Here is a 16,077-nt window from a genome sequence, read left to right on the forward strand (position 1 = left end):
GGCCGCCACTAGGGTGGCTCCCGTGAGCCGACTTCTCCTCCTCGACGGACACTCGCTGGCCTACCGGGCCTTCTTCGCCCTGCCGGCCGAGAACTTCTCGACGAGCACGGGCCAGCACACCAACGCCGTCTACGGCTTCACCTCGATGCTGATCAACATGCTGCGCGACGAGGAGCCGACCCACGTCGTCGTGGCCTTCGACAAGTCGCGCCAGACCTTCCGCACCGAGGAGTACGCCGAGTACAAGGCGGGCCGGGCGCGCACGCCCGACGAGTTCTCGGGCCAGCTGCCGCTCATCCGGGAGGTCCTCGACGCGCTCCGGATCACCCACGTCGAGCTCGAGGGCTACGAGGCCGACGACATCATCGCGACGATCGCGACGGCGGCGGGGGAGCAGGGTGTCGACGTGCTCATCTGCTCGGGCGACCGCGACACCTTCCAGCTCGTCACCGACACGGTCCGGATCCTCTACCCCGTCCGCGGGGTGTCCGAGGTGTGGCGCATGGGCCCGAGCGAGGTGCAGGAGAAGTACGGCGTCCCGCCCGAGCGCTACAGCGACCTCGCGGCCATGGTCGGCGAGACCTCCGACAACCTGCCGGGCGTGCCCGGCGTCGGTCCCAAGACGGCCGCGAAGTGGATCACCCAGTTCGGCGACCTCTCCGGCATCGTCGCGGGCGTCGACCAGATCAAGGGCAAGGCCGGCGAGTCGCTGCGCGAGCACCTCGACCAGGTGCTGCGCAACCGGCGGCTCAACCAGCTCGTGCGCGACGCGCCCGTCGGCGTGGCCATCGACGACCTCGTGCGCCAACAGTGGGCGCGCGAGGAGGTGCACGAGGTGTTCGACCGCCTCGAGTTCCGGGTGCTGCGCGACCGGCTCTTCGCCTCCGTCGAGGCCGCCGAGCCGGAGGCCGAGGAGGGCTTCGAGGTCGAGGGCGCGACGCTCGTGCCCGAGGACGTCGCCGACTGGGTGGCCGCCCACCTGCCCGCGGGTGAGCGCGCCGGCCTGTCGGTCGCCGGGACGTGGGCGCGGGGCACGGGCGACGCCACCGGCCTCGCCATCGCCGCCCCCGACGGCACGGCGGCCTACCTCGATCTGACGACCCTGCCCCCCGAGGCCGAGACGTCGATCGCGTCGTGGCTCGAGGACCCCGAGCGCCCCAAGGCCATGCACGACGCCAAGGGGCCGATCGAGGCCCTGACGGCCCGCGGCTTCACGGTGGCCGGGCTGAGCAGCGACACCCAGCTGGCGGCATACCTCGTCAAGCCCGACCAGCGCACCTACCACCTCGACGACCTCGTGCTGCGCCACCTCAAGCGTGAGCTGAGCGGGGCCGCGCCCACCGACGGCCAGGGCATGCTCGACTTCGGCGGCGACGCCGACGACGCCGCGGCCGGCCAGGAGATGGTGCGGGCGACGGCCGTGCGCGACCTCGCCGCCGCGCTCGACGAGCAGCTGGCCGCGACCGGTGGCACCGAGCTGCTCGCCGACATGGAGCTGCCGCTCATCGGCGTGCTCGCGCGCATGGAGCGCACCGGCATCGCCGTCGACGTGCCGGGCCTCGACACCCTCGAGAGCGACTTCGCCACGAAGGTGGCCCAGGCCCAGGAGGACGCCTGGGACGCCATCGGCGGCAACCGGATCAACCTCGGCTCCCCGAAGCAGCTGCAGGAGGTGCTCTTCGGCGAGCTCAACATGCCGAAGACGAAGAAGACGAAGACCGGCTACACCACCGACGCCGACGCCCTCGCCGACCTCTTCACCAAGACCGAGCACCCGTTCCTCGAGGCGCTGCTACGCCACCGCGACGCGGCCCGCCTGCGGGTCACCGTCGAGGGACTGCAGAAGTCCGTCTCCGACGACGGTCGCATCCACACGACCTACCTGCAGACGATCGCGGCCACGGGCCGGCTGTCCTCGACCGAGCCGAACCTGCAGAACGTCCCGATCCGCACCGAGGAGGGCCGGCGCATCCGTGAGCTGTTCGTCGTCGGTGAGGGGTTCGAGGCGCTCATGTCGGCCGACTACTCCCAGATCGAGATGCGCGTCATGGCGCACCTGTCGGGCGACGCCGGGCTCATCGAGGCGTTCCGCACCGGTGAGGACCTGCACAAGTTCGTCGGCTCGCGCGTCTTCGGCGTCGAGCCCGACGACGTGACGGCGGCGATGCGCTCGAAGGTCAAGGCGATGTCGTACGGCCTCGCCTACGGCCTGTCCGCCTACGGCCTCTCCAAGCAGCTGACGATCAGCACCGAGGAGGCGCGCGGCCTCATGGAGGGCTACTTCGAGCGGTTCGGCGGCGTCAGCGCCTACCTGCGCGACGTCGTCGCCGAGGCCCGCGGCACCGGCTACACGGCCACCATGCTCGGCCGCCGGCGCTACCTGCCCGACCTCACGTCCGACAACCGCCAGCGCCGTGAGGCCGCCGAGCGGATGGCGCTCAACGCCCCGATCCAGGGCTCGGCCGCCGACATCATGAAGGTCGCCATGCTCGGCGTCGACCGGGCCCTCACCGAGGCCGGCCTGCGGTCGCGCATCCTGCTGCAGGTGCACGACGAGCTCGTCCTCGAGGTGGCCGCGGGGGAGCGCGACGACCTCGAGCGGATCGTCCGCGAGCAGATGGGCCAGGCGGCGCCCATGGACGTGCCGCTCGACGTCAACGTCGGCGTCGGCCGCTCCTGGCACGACGCCGCGCACTGAGCCGCAGCTGAGCCGCGCCCACCCGCGCCCACCCGCGCCCGCCCGCGCCGCAGATCGTGCGGCGCGGCCGGGGTGCGGCGTGTCTTTCGTCATAGTCGGCCCGCTGCGACCGCAATCTCGGCATACTCACCGGTAACACGCACCCGTCAACGGAGACGGGTGCTTTTACTGTGAGGTGGACATGGTCAGAAGCCTGGTCACAGGTCTGTGTCTCGCCGTCTTCGCGGCGGTCATCATCGGGCTCAGCAACACCCTCGGACTGGACCTCGAGCACGTCGCCCTCCTCGGCGCCGCGCTCGGCGGAGTGCTCGGCCTCGTGCCGCACCGCCCCGCCTGGGGCAAGCTGGCGGGCTTCTTCGTCGGCTTCGTGCTCGCCTGGGTCGGCTTCGCCCTCCGCGCGGCCGTGCTGCCCGACTCCTCGGCCGGTCGCGCCGTCGCGGCGTTCGTCGTCGTGGCCCTCGTGGCCGTCGTCGCCACCGTGAGCGACGGGCGGCTGCCGCTCTGGAGCGGCCTCGTCGGCGCGGCGTCGATCGTCGGCGCCTACGAGTCGGTCTACACGAACGCGCCGTCGCAGTTCCTCAGCGAGTCGCCCGCCGCGGCGACGACGGTGCTGCTCGCCGTCGGTCTCGGCTTCCTCGCCACCACCCTGCTCGCGCCGCAGGGCGCCGCGACCGGGGCCGACACCGCTGGACCCCGGCACCGCGCCGCGTCCCCGGCGCCGGCAGACCCCGACCTCACCCTCGACGACCTCACGACGGGAGCAGCTCAGTGAGCCGCCGTACCCTGGCCACCGCCGTCGCCGGCCTGGCGACCATGCCCACCCTCCTGCTCCTCGCGGCCTCGCCCGCCGCTGCTGCCGGCGTCGTCGCCGGGACCGGCGACGGCTCGGTGCAGGTGTCGAACACCGAGACGGTGCAGGCCTACCTCGACGCGACCGGGCACCTCGACGTGGCCCGCGTCTACGAGCAGGTCGCCATGCAGGGCAAGGGCACCGTGCAGCTCGCGAACCCCGTCGAGCAGCAGGGCTTCCGCAACCTCGACGGCTTCAGCGGCCTCGAGGTCGAGAACGGCGTCATGACCGGCCGTTTCGACGTCGACGGCGAGCAGCGGCTGCGCACCGTGAGCGACTACACGAAGCGGCTGCCCCTCGAGGTGTCGGCCAGCTACACCCTCGACGGCCGGCCCGTCGAGCCGGGCGACCTGCTCGGGCGCAGCGGGCGGCTGGAGACGCGCTACACCGTCAAGAACGTGACGGGCGCCGCGAAGGAGATCAGCTTCGACGACGGCACCGGCGCGAGCACCACGGCCACCGAGAACGTCGTCATCCCCATGGTCGGCTCGCTCACGACCACGCTGCCCGGCACGTTCACGAACGTCAGCTCGGGGGAGGCCGCCATCGCCGGTGACGGCCGCGGCGGCACCAAGCTGACCTTCACGATGACCCTCTTCGGGCCGATCGGCACCCCGACCGCCACGTTCGGCTACGCGGCCGACATCGTCGACGGCACGCTTCCCAAGGCCTCCGTCTCCGCGCTCCCGGTCAGCCCGCTCGACAGCCCGTCGTTCAAGGGCGGCGCCGCGAGCTACAAGAGCGGGGCGACCACGGGCGCGACGCTGACGGCGGGCGCGACCCAGATCGACGCCAACCTGCTCAAGCTGCGCGACGGTGCGGGCGACCTGCTCGCCGGCCTGATCCAGCTGCGCGACGGCGCCAAGAAGCTCAACGCCGGCCTCGGGGCCCAGGCGCTCCCCGGCTCGCGCGAGCTCGCGACGGGCGCCGGTGCGCTGAGCGACGGCACGGCCAAGCTGAGCGCCGGTGCGCGCGACGCCCGCACCGGCTCCGGCCAGCTCGCGGCGGGTGCCGGCAAGCTGGCCGACGGTGCCGGACAGGTGGACGCCGGCGCCGAGCAGCTCGACACCGGCGTGGGTCGCCTCGACGCCGGCGCGCAGAAGCTGAGTGGCGGCGCCTCGCAGGTGGACGCGGGTGCGCAGAAGCTGAGTGGTGGCGCCTCGCAGGTCGATGCGGGTGCGCAGAAGCTGAGTGGTGGCGCCTCGCAGGTCGATGCGGGTGCGCAGAAGCTGAGTGGTGGCGCCTCGCAGGTCGATGCGGGTGCGCAGAAGCTGAGTGGTGGCGCCTCGCAGGTGGACGCGGGTGCCGCCCAGGTGGCCGGCGGCCTGCACCTCGTCGGCGACAACGCGCCCGAGCTGCTCGACGGCCTCGCCCAGGTGGCCGACGGCCTCGACCGGGTCGACGACGGTCTCACGCGGCTCTACGCGGGCGTCGGGGGTCTGCCGGAGCAGGCCAAGCCGCTGCACGCCGGAATCGCCAAGCTCCGCGCCGGTCTCGGTGGCAAGGGCCAGGACGGCACCCTCATCGACGGGGTCGACCAGGTGCGCGCCGGCCTCGCCGACGCCACGAAGGACGGTGGCAGCCTCGACCAGCTCAAGGGCGGGGTCGACCGGTCCAAGGGCGGGGTCGACCGGTCCAAGGGCGGGGTCGACCGGTCCAAGGGCGGGGTCGACCAGTCCAAGGGCGGGGTCGACCAGTCCAAGGACGGCGTCGACCAGGTCCGCGCGGGGCTGCAGGACGCGCTCGCCACGGGCGGTGGCATCGACCAGCTCGCGGGCGGGGTCGCCGCGGCCCGCGGCACCGACTGCGGCGTGGTCTGCAAGGGCATCCTCGCCCAGGTCGCCGGCGGCATCGACGACCTCCGCACCCGGACGGGTGCCGCCGATGACGGCCTCGGTCGCGTGTCGGACGGTCTCGGGCAGGTGTCCGGCGGCCTCGGTCGCGTCTCGGGTGGTCTCGGGCAGGTGTCCGACGGTCTCGGGCAGGTGTCCGGCGGCCTCGGCCAGGTCTCGGGTGGTCTCGGGCAGCTCAAGGGCAAGCTCGGTGACGCCGCCTTCGGCCTCGCCAAGGTCGAGTGCGGCCTCAGCAACACGAGCCTCTCGCTCTGCGACCCCGAGGTGCCCGGCCTGCTCGAGGGCGTCGACCTCGTCGACGCCGGCGTCGGCGCGCTCGTCGACGGCGTCGTGACCAAGGTCCAGGGTGGCATCGGCGGCACCGACGACAGCCCGAAGGACGCCACCCTGCGGGGCGGGGTCAACGGCCTGCAGGACGGGGTCGACCTGCTCGGCCTCGGCGGGCTCGACCTGCTCGATGCCCTCGACCTGCTGACCGACGGTGCCGACCAGGTCCACGGCGGCACCTCGCAGGTGGCGGCCGGGGCGAAGGAGCTCGCGGGTGGCACCTCGCAGGTGGCCGGCGGCGCGAAGGAGCTCGCGGGTGGCACCTCGCAGGTGGCCGGCGGCGCGAAGGAGCTCGCGGGTGGCACCTCGCAGGTGGCCGGCGGGGCGAAGGAGCTCGCGGGTGGCACCTCGCAGGTGGCCGGCGGCGCCGAGGACCTCGCCGGCGGCACGGGGCAGCTCGCGGACGGCACGTCGCGTCTGCGTGACGGCACGCAGCAGCTCGCCGGCGGTGCGGGCGACCTCGCCGACGGGGCGGGCCGGCTCGACACCGGCCTCGGCACGCTGGCCGACGGCGCGGGCAAGCTCGACGCCGGTGCGGGCCGGCTCGCCGACGGCGCCGGCCGCCTCGCCGACGGGCTCGTCGACGCGGCATCCGGTGCGGGCCAGATCTCCGCTGGCCTGACCGACGCGGCCGCGGGTGCGCCGAAGCTGCGTGACGGGGCGCAGCAGCTCTCCGACGAGGGCACGAAGAAGCTCGTCGCGGCGGGCAAGGAGACGGCGTCCGACTACGGCGCCAAGTACGCCCTGCTCGAGGTCGGCGCCCAGCGCGCCAAGGCCGAGGGCATGGCGTACGGCGCGCCCGAGGGTGCCGTCGGTGCGACGGCATACTCCCTCGAGCTCGCCGGCGTCGACGGCGAGGGCTCGGCCAACCTCGGCCGCGCCGCCGGGGCTGCGGGCGTCTTCGCGCTCGCGGGCGGTGCCGTCCTGCTGCGACGTCGCCTCCTCTGAGCCGACCTGCGACAGCGGGCATGACGGTGGCCACGGACCCTCGGTCCGTGGCCACCGTCGCGTCGGCGGGTGGGCGTGCTCCTAGGCGGGCTTGTGGCAGACGAAGATCGCCGTGCCGGGGATGAGCCGCCCGCGCAGGGGCGACCAGCCGCCCCACGGCTCGTCGTGGCCCGCCGGCCACGCCGGCTCGACGAGGTCGAGCAGGACGAGCCCCGCCGCCGCGATCTCGCGCACCCGGTCACCGAGCGTGCGGTGGTGCTCGACGTAGGTGGCGCGGCCCTGCTCGTCCTGCTCGACGTAGGGCGTGCGGTCGAAGTAGGAGTTGCGCACCTCGAGACCCTCGGGCCCCGGGTCGTCGGCGAAGGCCCAGCGGATCGGGTGCGTGGTCGAGAAGACGAAGCGCCCGCCGGGGCGCAGCACCCGGGCGGCCTCACGGAGCACGACGTCCGAGTCCGCCACGAAGGGCACGACGCCGTATGCCGTGAACACCGTGTCGAAGCACGCGTCGGCGAAGGGGAGCGACCGCCCGTCGCACTGGAGGAACGGCACCCGGGCGGCGGGCTCGACGGCGGCGTTGACGGCGACCCCGGTGGCCACCATGCCGGCCGAGAGGTCGGAGGCCACCACCGTGGCGCCGTGTGCCGCGAGCCAGCGCGAGCACTGGCCCGAGCCGGCGCCGATCTCGAGCACCCGCTGACCGCGGGGGTCGCCGAGCAGCCGGGCCTGCGACTCGCGGAGCCGTTCCGGGCCCCAGACGAAGTCGGTGTCGCCGAGGAACGAGCCGTGCTCGACGTAGTAGGAGCCGGCCTCGCCGTCCCACCACGTGCGGTTCGCCGTGGCGGTCTCGGCCGGCTGGGCGGCGCGGCGCGTGGCCTCGGTCGGGGTGCTCACGGCATACGTCCACTCTTTTGACCCGGTGTGAAGGGCGCGGATAGGATGACTGGGCGCATGCGTATGCGCATCATCACCGTTGCACCTGTCCACAAGACGATCGGGACGCCGGACCAACCGGTCCGTCGCCTCGGTGGTCTCAATCTAACTGTCCACAATCGGAGTTCCTACTACATGACTGCCTACACGGTCGAGAAGACCGCGCCTGAGATCGCCATCAACGACATCGGCTCTCAGGAAGACATCCTCGCGGCGATCGACGCCACCATCAAGGACTTCAACGACGGCGACATCGTCGAGGGTGTGATCGTCAAGGTCGACCGGGACGAGGTCCTGCTCGACATCGGCTACAAGACCGAGGGCGTCATCCCCTCGCGCGAGCTGTCCATCAAGCACGACGTCGACCCCGGCGAGATCGTCAAGGTCGGTGACGAGGTCGAGGCCCTCGTCCTCCAGAAGGAGGACAAGGAAGGCCGTCTCATCCTGTCCAAGAAGCGGGCTCAGTACGAGCGCGCCTGGGGCACGATCGAGAAGGTCAAGGAGGAGGACGGCGTCGTCACCGGCACCGTCATCGAGGTCGTCAAGGGTGGTCTCATCCTCGACATCGGCCTCCGCGGCTTCCTGCCCGCCTCGCTCGTCGAGATGCGCCGTGTGCGCGACCTCCAGCCGTACGTCGGCAAGGAGATCGAGGCCAAGATCATCGAGCTCGACAAGAACCGCAACAACGTGGTCCTGTCGCGCCGTGCCTGGCTCGAGCAGACGCAGTCCGAGGTGCGCACGACGTTCCTCAAGGAGCTCCAGAAGGGCCAGGTCCGTTCGGGCGTCGTGTCCTCGATCGTCAACTTCGGTGCGTTCGTGGACCTCGGCGGCGTCGACGGTCTCGTCCACGTCTCCGAGCTGTCGTGGAAGCACATCGACCACCCGTCCGAGGTCGTCGAGGTCGGCACCGAGGTCACCGTCGAGGTGCTCGACGTCGACATGGACCGCGAGCGTGTCTCCCTGTCGCTGAAGGCGACGCAGGAGGACCCGTGGCAGCACTTCGCCCGGACGCACGCCATCGGCCAGGTCGTCCCCGGCAAGGTCACCAAGCTCGTCCCGTTCGGTGCCTTCGTGCGCGTCGAGGACGGCATCGAGGGCCTCGTGCACATCTCCGAGCTGGCCGAGCGCCACGTGGAGCTGCCGGAGCAGGTCGTCAACGTCGGCGACGAGATCTTCGTCAAGGTCATCGACATCGACCTCGAGCGTCGCCGCATCTCGCTGTCGCTCAAGCAGGCGAACGACCAGGCCGTCGCGGCGTCGGAGTTCGACCCGACGCTCTACGGCATGGCCGCCGAGTACGACGAGCAGGGCAACTACAAGTACCCCGAGGGCTTCGACCCGGAGACGAACGAGTGGCTCGAGGGCTTCGACACCCAGCGCGAGAAGTGGGAGCGTCAGTACGCCGACGCCCACGCTCGCTGGGAGGCCCACAAGGCCCAGGTCGACGCCGCGATCAAGGCCGACGCCGAGGCTGCGGCCAACGCCGGTTCGGCCACCTCGTACTCGTCCGCGACCGGTGACGTCGCCGACTCGGGCGACGCCGACCGTAGCGAGCGCGCCCCGCGCAACGCCCCGGCCGTCGCCGAGGGCACGCTGGCCTCGGACGAGGCGCTCGCCGCGCTTCGCGAGAAGCTGACGGGCAACTGACGCCAGTCATCCTGAGCTGACCGCTCTGGAGGAGCCCCGGACCCATGGGTCCGGGGCTCCTTCGTCGTCCGGCCGGCCCCGGACTGTTCAGACACGCGAGGAATGCCCGACACCTCAAAGCAACATCCGGTGCACCTGCCCGGCTAGGTTGGCCGGGTGCAGTCATCGGTGACCGAAACCCGCAGCGCCCCACCCGACTCCGGTGGACCCCCACCGGCCGTCGGGACCCCGCCGAGGCGCTCGAGCGGTCGGGCCTGGGAGTGGACGCTCGCAGCGCTGCTCATCCTGCCCAACCTCGTGCTCCTCATCGTCTTCACGTACCGGCCGCTGCTCGACAACATCCGGCTGTCGTTCACCGACTGGAACATCTCCTCGCCGGTGGCCAACCCGGTGGGGCTCGCGAACTACATCGAGTGGTTCGGTCGTGACGACACGCGCGTCGTCGTGCGCAACACGCTCGTCTTCACGGTCGCCACGGTGGGCATCTCGATGGCCGTCGGCCTCGGGCTGGCGCTCCTGCTCGACCAGAAGCTCAAGGGCCGCAACCTCGTCCGGTCGGTCGTCTTCGCGCCCTTCGTCATCTCCGGCGCGGCGATCGGCATCGCGTTCCAGTTCGTCTTCGACCCGAACTACGGCCTGATCCGCGACCTGCTCGTGCGCGTCGGCATCGGCGTGCCGGACTTCTACCAGGAGCCGGGCTGGGCCCTGTTCATGGTCACGGTCACCTACATCTGGAAGAACATCGGCTACACGTTCGTCATCTACCTCGCCGCGCTGCAGGGCCGGCGGGCCGACCTCGACGAGGCAGCCGAGATCGACGGCGCCTCGGCGTTCACGCGATTCCGCCGCGTGCTCATGCCGCAGCTGCGCCCGACGACGTTCTTCCTGTCGATCACCGTGCTGCTCAGCTCGGTGCAGGTCTTCGACATCATCAACGTGATGACCCGCGGTGGGCCCCAGGGCAACGGCACCGCCACGCTCGTCTACCAGGTCTACCAGGAGACCTTCGTCAACCAGCGCGCCGGCTACGGCGCCACCGTCGCCACCGTCATGTTCGTCATCCTGCTGGCGGTCACCGTCGTGCAGGTGCGGTTCATGGACAGGGGGAAGAACGCATGAGCACGCCCACGGTCGTCGGCACCCTCGACGACGACGCCCCCGCGCCCGCGCGTACCGGACGCAAGCGCCGCCAGGCGCACAACGTCGAGGCGTCGAGCCACCACCGCGGCCCGGTGTGGACGGTCGCCGGCTACGCCGGCATGGTCCTCGTCGTCCTCGTCGTCGCGGTGCCGCTCTTCTGGATCCTCATCACCTCGTTCAAGGACCGCGGCGACATCTACGTGCGCCCGGCGCAGTGGTGGCCCAACCCGGCGACCTCGCAGAACTACAGCGAGCTGACCACCCGCATCCCGTTCTTCGACTACGTGCGCAACTCGGTCATCATCACGGCCGCCACGTCGATCGCGAAGATCGTGCTGGGCGTGCTCAGCGCGTATGCGTTGTCGCTGCTGCGCTTCCCCGGCCGCTCGATCGTCTTCCTCGTCGTTATCGCGGCGCTCATGGTGCCCAACCAGATCACCGTCATCAGCAACTACGCCCTCGTCGCCCAGCTCGGCTGGCGCAACACCTACCAGGGCATCATCATCCCGCTGGCCGGCGTCGCCTTCGGCACGTTCCTGATGCGCAACCAGTTCCTCAACCTGCCGGGCGAGATCATCGAGGCGGCCCGGCTCGACGGCGCCGGCCCGATGAAGCTGCTCTGGCGCGTCGTCATGCCGATGTCGTGGCCGACGCTCGTGGCGTTCGCGCTCATCACCGTCGTCAACGAGTGGAACGAGTACCTCTGGCCCTACCTGATGTCGGACGACGAGACGACGGCGACGCTGCCGGTCGGCCTGACCTTCCTGCAGAACAACGACGGCGTGACGAACTGGGGGCCGGTCATGGCCGGCACGGTGCTCGCCATGCTGCCGGTGCTCGTCCTCTTCCTCTTCCTACAGCGGCAGATGATCAAGGGCCTCACGGCCGGAGCCGTCAAGAGCTGAGGCCTCCTCAGCACCACCCCGACCCTTCGAAGCGACCTCAACCAGCACAGGGAAAGGCACCATCCATGAACGAGTTCTCACGCCGGGGCTTCCTCGGCCTCGCGGGCGCCGCCGGCGTCGCCAGCCTGGCGGCCTGCGCGGGCACGGGCACGGCGCCGTCCACCGGCAGCGGCGGCGGATCGAGCAACACCATCGAGTTCTGGAGCAACCACCCCGGCAACAGCAAGCCCGTCGAGCAGGAGATCATCAAGGCCTTCGAGGCGGCCAACTCGGGTCTCAAGGTCAAGCTCGTCGACGCCGGCAAGAACTACGAGGAGGTCGCGCAGAAGTTCAACGCCTCCCTGGCCGGTGGCCAGCTGCCCGACGTCGTCGTCGTCTCGGACGTCACGTGGTTCAACTTCGCCCTGAACAAGCAGCTGAGCCCGCTCGACGACCTGCTGTCGTCGGCCAAGATCGAGACGACCGACTACGTCGACGCGCTCTACAACGACTACAACCTCGACGAGAAGCACTACGCGCTCCCGTTCGCCCGGTCGACCCCGCTCTTCTACTACAACAAGGACCTCTGGAAGGCTGCCGGTCTCGAGGACCGCGGCCCCAAGGACTGGGACGAGTTCCTCACGTGGGCGCCCAAGCTCAAGGCGGCCGCCGGCTCCGACAAGATCGTCATGGAGCTGCCCGACGGCTCGAACTACCTCGACTGGGTCTTCCAGAACATCGTCTGGGGCTACGGCGGCGCGTACTCCAAGGAGTGGACGCCGACCTTTTCCGACCCGAACACGGTCAAGGCCGGCACGTACCTGCAGAACCTCGCCAAGGACGGCTACCTCAAGCTGTCCAAGGACCCGGCGCCCGACTTCACCGCCGGCATCGTCGGCTGCAGCATGATGTCCACCGGTTCGCTCGGAGGCGTCGCCAAGGACGCGAAGTTCCCGGTGGGCACGGCGTTCCTGCCCGGTGACGGCAACTGCCCGACCGGCGGCGCCGGCGTCGGCATCCCCGCCAACATCTCGGACGACCGCAAGAAGAACGCGCTGAAGTTCATCGAGTTCCTGACGAACGCGCAGAACACCGTGACCTTCACCCAGGCCACCGGCTACATGCCGGTGCGCAAGTCCGCCGTCGACCTGCCGGTGGAGAAGACCTTCCTCGAGAAGAACCCCAACTCGCGCACGGCCATCGAGCAGCTGGCCAAGACCCGGTCGCAGGACAACGTCCGCGTGCTCCTTCCCGGTGGCGGCGCGCGCATCGGCAAGGGCCTCGACCAGGTCGTGTCGGGCCAGGACGTCGCGACCGTCTTCAAGGGTCTCGACGCCGAGAGCCAGCAGGTCTTCGACTCGCAGATCAAGAGCAAGCTCGGCGCCTGAGGCGCCGCACGACCCCGGGCGCCGACGCGTCCGGGGTCGTGCCCCCACCACGTTCGGCACGACAGCAAAGGGCATCCATGGCCACCGTGTACTTCGACGAGGCGACTCGTCGGTTCTCCAAGGACGACGCCCCGGCGGTCGACCGGATCACCCTCGACATCGCCGACGGCGAGTTCCTCGTGCTCGTCGGCCCCTCCGGCTGCGGCAAGTCGACGACCCTGCGCATGCTGGCCGGGCTCGAGCCGATCGACGGCGGGCGCATCCTCGTCGACGGGCACGACCAGAAGGGCGTGCGACCGCGCGACCGCGACATCGCCATGGTCTTCCAGAGCTACGCGCTCTACCCCAACATGAGTGCCGCGCAGAACATGGCCTTCGCGCTCGACAACGCCAAGGTGAGCAAGGCCGAGACGAAGCAGCGCGTGGCCGAGGCCGCGAAGATCCTCGAGCTCGAACCGCTGCTCGACCGCAAGCCCGGTCAGATGTCGGGCGGCCAGCGCCAGCGCGTCGCCATGGGCCGCGCCATCGTGCGCAACCCCAAGGTGTTCTGCATGGACGAGCCGCTCAGCAACCTCGACGCCAAGCTGCGCGTGTCGACGCGCTCGCAGATCGCCGGTCTCCAGCGCCGCCTCGGCATCACCACCGTCTACGTCACGCACGACCAGGTCGAGGCGATGACGATGGGCCACCGCGTGGCCGTGCTGCGCGACGGCAAGCTCCAGCAGGTCGACACCCCGGAGCGGCTCTACGACCGCCCCGTCAATACCTTCGTCGCCTCGTTCATCGGCTCGCCCGCGATCACGCTCGTCGAGTCGGGCGTGCGCGAGGGTGTGGCGAGCGTGCACGGCCTCGACGTGCCCCTCGACCGCGGCCTCGCGAGCCGCGCCGGGCAGCGGGTTGTCGTCGGCCTGCGCCCCGAGTCCTGGCACGTCGCGGAGTCGCCGGCTGCCGGCTCCGCCCTGCCCCTCACGGTCGAGCTCGTCGAGTCGCTCGGCGCCGAGTCGTTCGTCTACGGCCGCCCGACCGGGGCTCCCGACGCCGAGCGCGTGACGGTCCGCCTCGACAAGCGCACCCACCTGCAGGTCGGCGACACGGTGCACGTCGAGCCGAACCGCGACGAGCTCCACCTCTTCGACGCCGCCTCGGGCGAGCGGATCGAGGCCTGAGCGTGGCAGGTCGACCCGGCCCCTGGGCCACCGGACGCTTCGACGTCGAGGGCCACCGCGGCGCCAAGGGCCTCGTCGTCGAGAACACCCTCGAGAGCTTCGCCGCGGCCTACGACGCCGGGGTCACCGGCGTCGAGCTCGACGTCCGGCTGACCGCCGACGGCGCCCTCGTCGTGTGGCACGACCCGGTGCTGCTCGCGGGCAAGTGCCGGCCGACGGGCCCCGACCTCGTCGGGGCGCGGGTGGCCGACCTCACCCTCGCGCAGCTGCGCACCGTCGACGTCGGCAGCCAGACCCTGCCGGGCTTCCCCGAGCAGCAGGCCGCCCCGGGGGCGCGCATCTCCACGCTCGACGAGGTGCTGGCGCACGGGCGCGAGCGCGCCCCTCACGTCTGGTGGACCGTCGAGCTGAAGGTCGACCCGACCGACCCGGGCGAGTCGGCCACGCGTCGCGACCTGCTCGAGCGCGTGCTCGCCAGCCTGCACGCGGCCGGCCTCGAGCGCCAGTGCCTCATCCACTCCTTCGACTGGGCCGTGCTCGAGCTCTCGGCGCGGCTGGCACCCGACGTGCTGCGCTCGGCCCTCGTCGAGTCGACCGTGACGTGGGTGCCGGGGAGCCCGCTCACCGGCAGCGTGCGGGTGGGGGAGACCCACGACGACGTGTGCGCGGGAGCGGCGGCCGTCGGGGCCCACGTCATCTCCCCGGAGCACGTGCTCGTCGACGCGGACCTCGTCGCGCGCGCCCACGCCGCGGGCCTGGCCGTGCTGCCGTGGACGGTCAACGACCCGGCGCGCATGGTGGAGCTCGTCGAGGCCGGCGTGGACGGCATCGTCTCGGACTACCCGGACCGGGCGCTCGCCACCGTCGCCGGCCGCACGCCCGTCGGGGCCTGACCGACCGACCGTCGCCGCACCGCGCAGGCCCGGACCGACCGGTCCGGGCCCGCGCCCCTCCGGAGGGTGCGCGCGCTGCTCGTGCCAGACTCGAGCCTCGGCACCTGCCGCGCCCCGTCGCACCGCCCCGGGGAAGCGAAGGGGTGGGGACCCCTGAACCCCACCCTTTTGGCTGGAACCACGTTCCAGCGAAACAATGATCTGTCCGAAAGGTACCGATGTCAACCGACCGGCCGTACGACAACACGTCGCGTGCGGAGGCCGCCCTCGCCACCCGGCGACGGATCGTCGAGGCGGCGGGCGCGCTGCTGCTCGCCGAGGGATACCACGCGATGTCGGTGACCGGGCTGGCGGCGCGGGCGGGAGTGAGCGCGCAGACCGTCTACAACGCCGTCGGCCCGAAGGCCGCGGTCGTCAAGGCCGTCTACGACGTCATGCTGGCGGGCGACGACGAGCCCGTGCCGATGCAGGAGCGCCCGGAGTTCCGCACGATGTCGCAGGCGCCCGACCGCACGTCGTTCGTGCGGGCGTACGCCGCCCTGTGCGCGACGATCTACGAGCGCGTCGGCCCGCTCCTGGGCGTGCTGCTGGCTCAGGGCGCCGGCGGCGACACCGGCCTGCAGGACTTCGTCGCGACCATCGACGGTGAGCGTCGCGCGGGCAACACCAACGCGCTCGCCGCGCTCGACCGGGCCCACGGGCTGCCGGAGCCGTTCGACCGCGAGCGGTTCCTCGACGTGTGCTGGACGCTGACCGCCCCCGAGATCTACGACCGCTTCGTCCGGCGCTGCGGCTGGACGCACCCGATGTATGCCGACTGGCTCGCCGACGCCCTCGTCGCGACCTTCGAGCACTCCTGCCCGCCCACCACCCCCACCGAGGAGTAGACCGATGCCCCGACAGATCGCCACGAACACCGACGTCGAGCGCGAGGCGCTGCTCGACTTCGTGCGCCCCCGGCACTCGATGGTGCTGATGACCGAGCGCTCCGACGGCCGCCCGCAGGCCTCGCCCGTCACGGGTGGTGTCGACGAGCAGGGCCGTATCGTCATCTCGACCTACCCGGAGCGCGCCAAGACGACGAACGCCCGGCGGCGCCCGCAGGTCAGCGTCCTCGTGCTCTCCGACGACTTCGGCGGCGCCTGGGTGCAGGTCGACGGCGACTGCGAGGTCATCGACCTGCCCGACTCGGTCGAGCCGCTCGTCGACTACTTCCGCGCCATCTCGGGCGAGCACCCCGACTGGGACGAGTACCGCCAGGCCATGCGCGACCAGGGCAAGTCCCTGCTGCGCGTCACGCCGACCCGCTGGGGCCCGATCGCGACCGGCGGCTTCCCGGCCCGTCTCGCCTGA

General features: G+C 71.5%; 12 protein-coding genes. 11 read left to right on the top strand and 1 reads right to left on the bottom strand.

All coding sequences use genetic code 11. The annotated features are described in order from the left end of the window. Nucleotides 1–22: 22 nt before the first annotated feature. From polA to ABD979_RS00555, 3 genes are all read left to right on the top strand, one after another. On the top strand, nucleotides 23–2,698 hold the full coding sequence (gene polA / locus ABD979_RS00545; protein ID WP_345505463.1) for a DNA polymerase I: 2,676 nt from the start codon (nucleotides 23–25) through the stop codon (nucleotides 2,696–2,698). Between the two features lie 181 nt (nucleotides 2,699–2,879). Further along, the gene (locus tag ABD979_RS00550) at nucleotides 2,880–3,470 is read left to right on the top strand and encodes a hypothetical protein (protein WP_345505464.1); all 591 of its coding nucleotides are present in this window, start codon (nucleotides 2,880–2,882) and stop codon (nucleotides 3,468–3,470) included. Next, complete coding sequence (locus tag ABD979_RS00555; protein WP_345505465.1) at nucleotides 3,467–6,676, top strand: hypothetical protein; 3,210 nt, start codon at nucleotides 3,467–3,469, stop codon at nucleotides 6,674–6,676. The genes ABD979_RS00550 and ABD979_RS00555 overlap by 4 nt, the downstream gene beginning before the upstream one ends. Nucleotides 6,677–6,757: 81 nt before the next feature. Here the strand turns inward: ABD979_RS00555 and ABD979_RS00560 are convergent, their stop codons facing one another. Beyond that, on the bottom strand, nucleotides 6,758–7,567 hold the full coding sequence (locus ABD979_RS00560) for a class I SAM-dependent methyltransferase (protein ID WP_345505466.1): 810 nt from the start codon (nucleotides 7,565–7,567) through the stop codon (nucleotides 6,758–6,760). 174 nt (nucleotides 7,568–7,741) lie between these two features. Between ABD979_RS00560 and rpsA the strand changes: the two genes are divergently transcribed. The 8 genes from rpsA (at nucleotide 7,742) to ABD979_RS00600 (ending at nucleotide 16,077) form a co-directional block, all read left to right on the top strand. Further along, nucleotides 7,742–9,253 carry a 30S ribosomal protein S1 gene (rpsA, locus tag ABD979_RS00565; RefSeq protein WP_345505467.1) on the top strand — a complete coding sequence of 504 codons (1,512 nt, stop codon included), beginning with the start codon at nucleotides 7,742–7,744 and terminating at the stop codon, nucleotides 9,251–9,253. A gap of 168 nt (nucleotides 9,254–9,421) precedes the next feature. Then, complete coding sequence (locus tag ABD979_RS00570; protein ID WP_345505468.1) at nucleotides 9,422–10,372, top strand: carbohydrate ABC transporter permease; 951 nt, start codon at nucleotides 9,422–9,424, stop codon at nucleotides 10,370–10,372. Further along, nucleotides 10,369–11,298 (top strand): carbohydrate ABC transporter permease, encoded by a 930-nt coding sequence (locus ABD979_RS00575; RefSeq protein ID WP_345505469.1) that lies wholly within the window; start codon nucleotides 10,369–10,371, stop codon nucleotides 11,296–11,298. The genes ABD979_RS00570 and ABD979_RS00575 overlap by 4 nt, the downstream gene beginning before the upstream one ends. 65 nt (nucleotides 11,299–11,363) lie before the next feature. Then, nucleotides 11,364–12,665 carry an ABC transporter substrate-binding protein gene (locus tag ABD979_RS00580; protein ID WP_345505470.1) on the top strand — a complete coding sequence of 434 codons (1,302 nt, stop codon included), beginning with the start codon at nucleotides 11,364–11,366 and terminating at the stop codon, nucleotides 12,663–12,665. A gap of 77 nt (nucleotides 12,666–12,742) precedes the next feature. After that, complete coding sequence (locus ABD979_RS00585) at nucleotides 12,743–13,831, top strand: ABC transporter ATP-binding protein (RefSeq protein WP_345505471.1); 1,089 nt, start codon at nucleotides 12,743–12,745, stop codon at nucleotides 13,829–13,831. 2 nt (nucleotides 13,832–13,833) lie between these two features. Beyond that, on the top strand, nucleotides 13,834–14,724 hold the full coding sequence (locus ABD979_RS00590) for a glycerophosphodiester phosphodiesterase family protein (RefSeq protein ID WP_345505472.1): 891 nt from the start codon (nucleotides 13,834–13,836) through the stop codon (nucleotides 14,722–14,724). Between the two features lie 218 nt (nucleotides 14,725–14,942). Further along, nucleotides 14,943–15,611 carry a TetR/AcrR family transcriptional regulator gene (locus tag ABD979_RS00595; RefSeq protein WP_345505473.1) on the top strand — a complete coding sequence of 223 codons (669 nt, stop codon included), beginning with the start codon at nucleotides 14,943–14,945 and terminating at the stop codon, nucleotides 15,609–15,611. A 4-nt stretch (nucleotides 15,612–15,615) separates the two neighbouring features. Further along, on the top strand, nucleotides 15,616–16,077 hold the full coding sequence (locus ABD979_RS00600; RefSeq protein WP_345505474.1) for a PPOX class F420-dependent oxidoreductase: 462 nt from the start codon (nucleotides 15,616–15,618) through the stop codon (nucleotides 16,075–16,077).

It is taken from the genome of Terrabacter aeriphilus, assembly GCF_039542985.1.
Lineage (GTDB): Bacteria > Actinomycetota > Actinomycetes > Actinomycetales > Dermatophilaceae > Terrabacter > Terrabacter aeriphilus.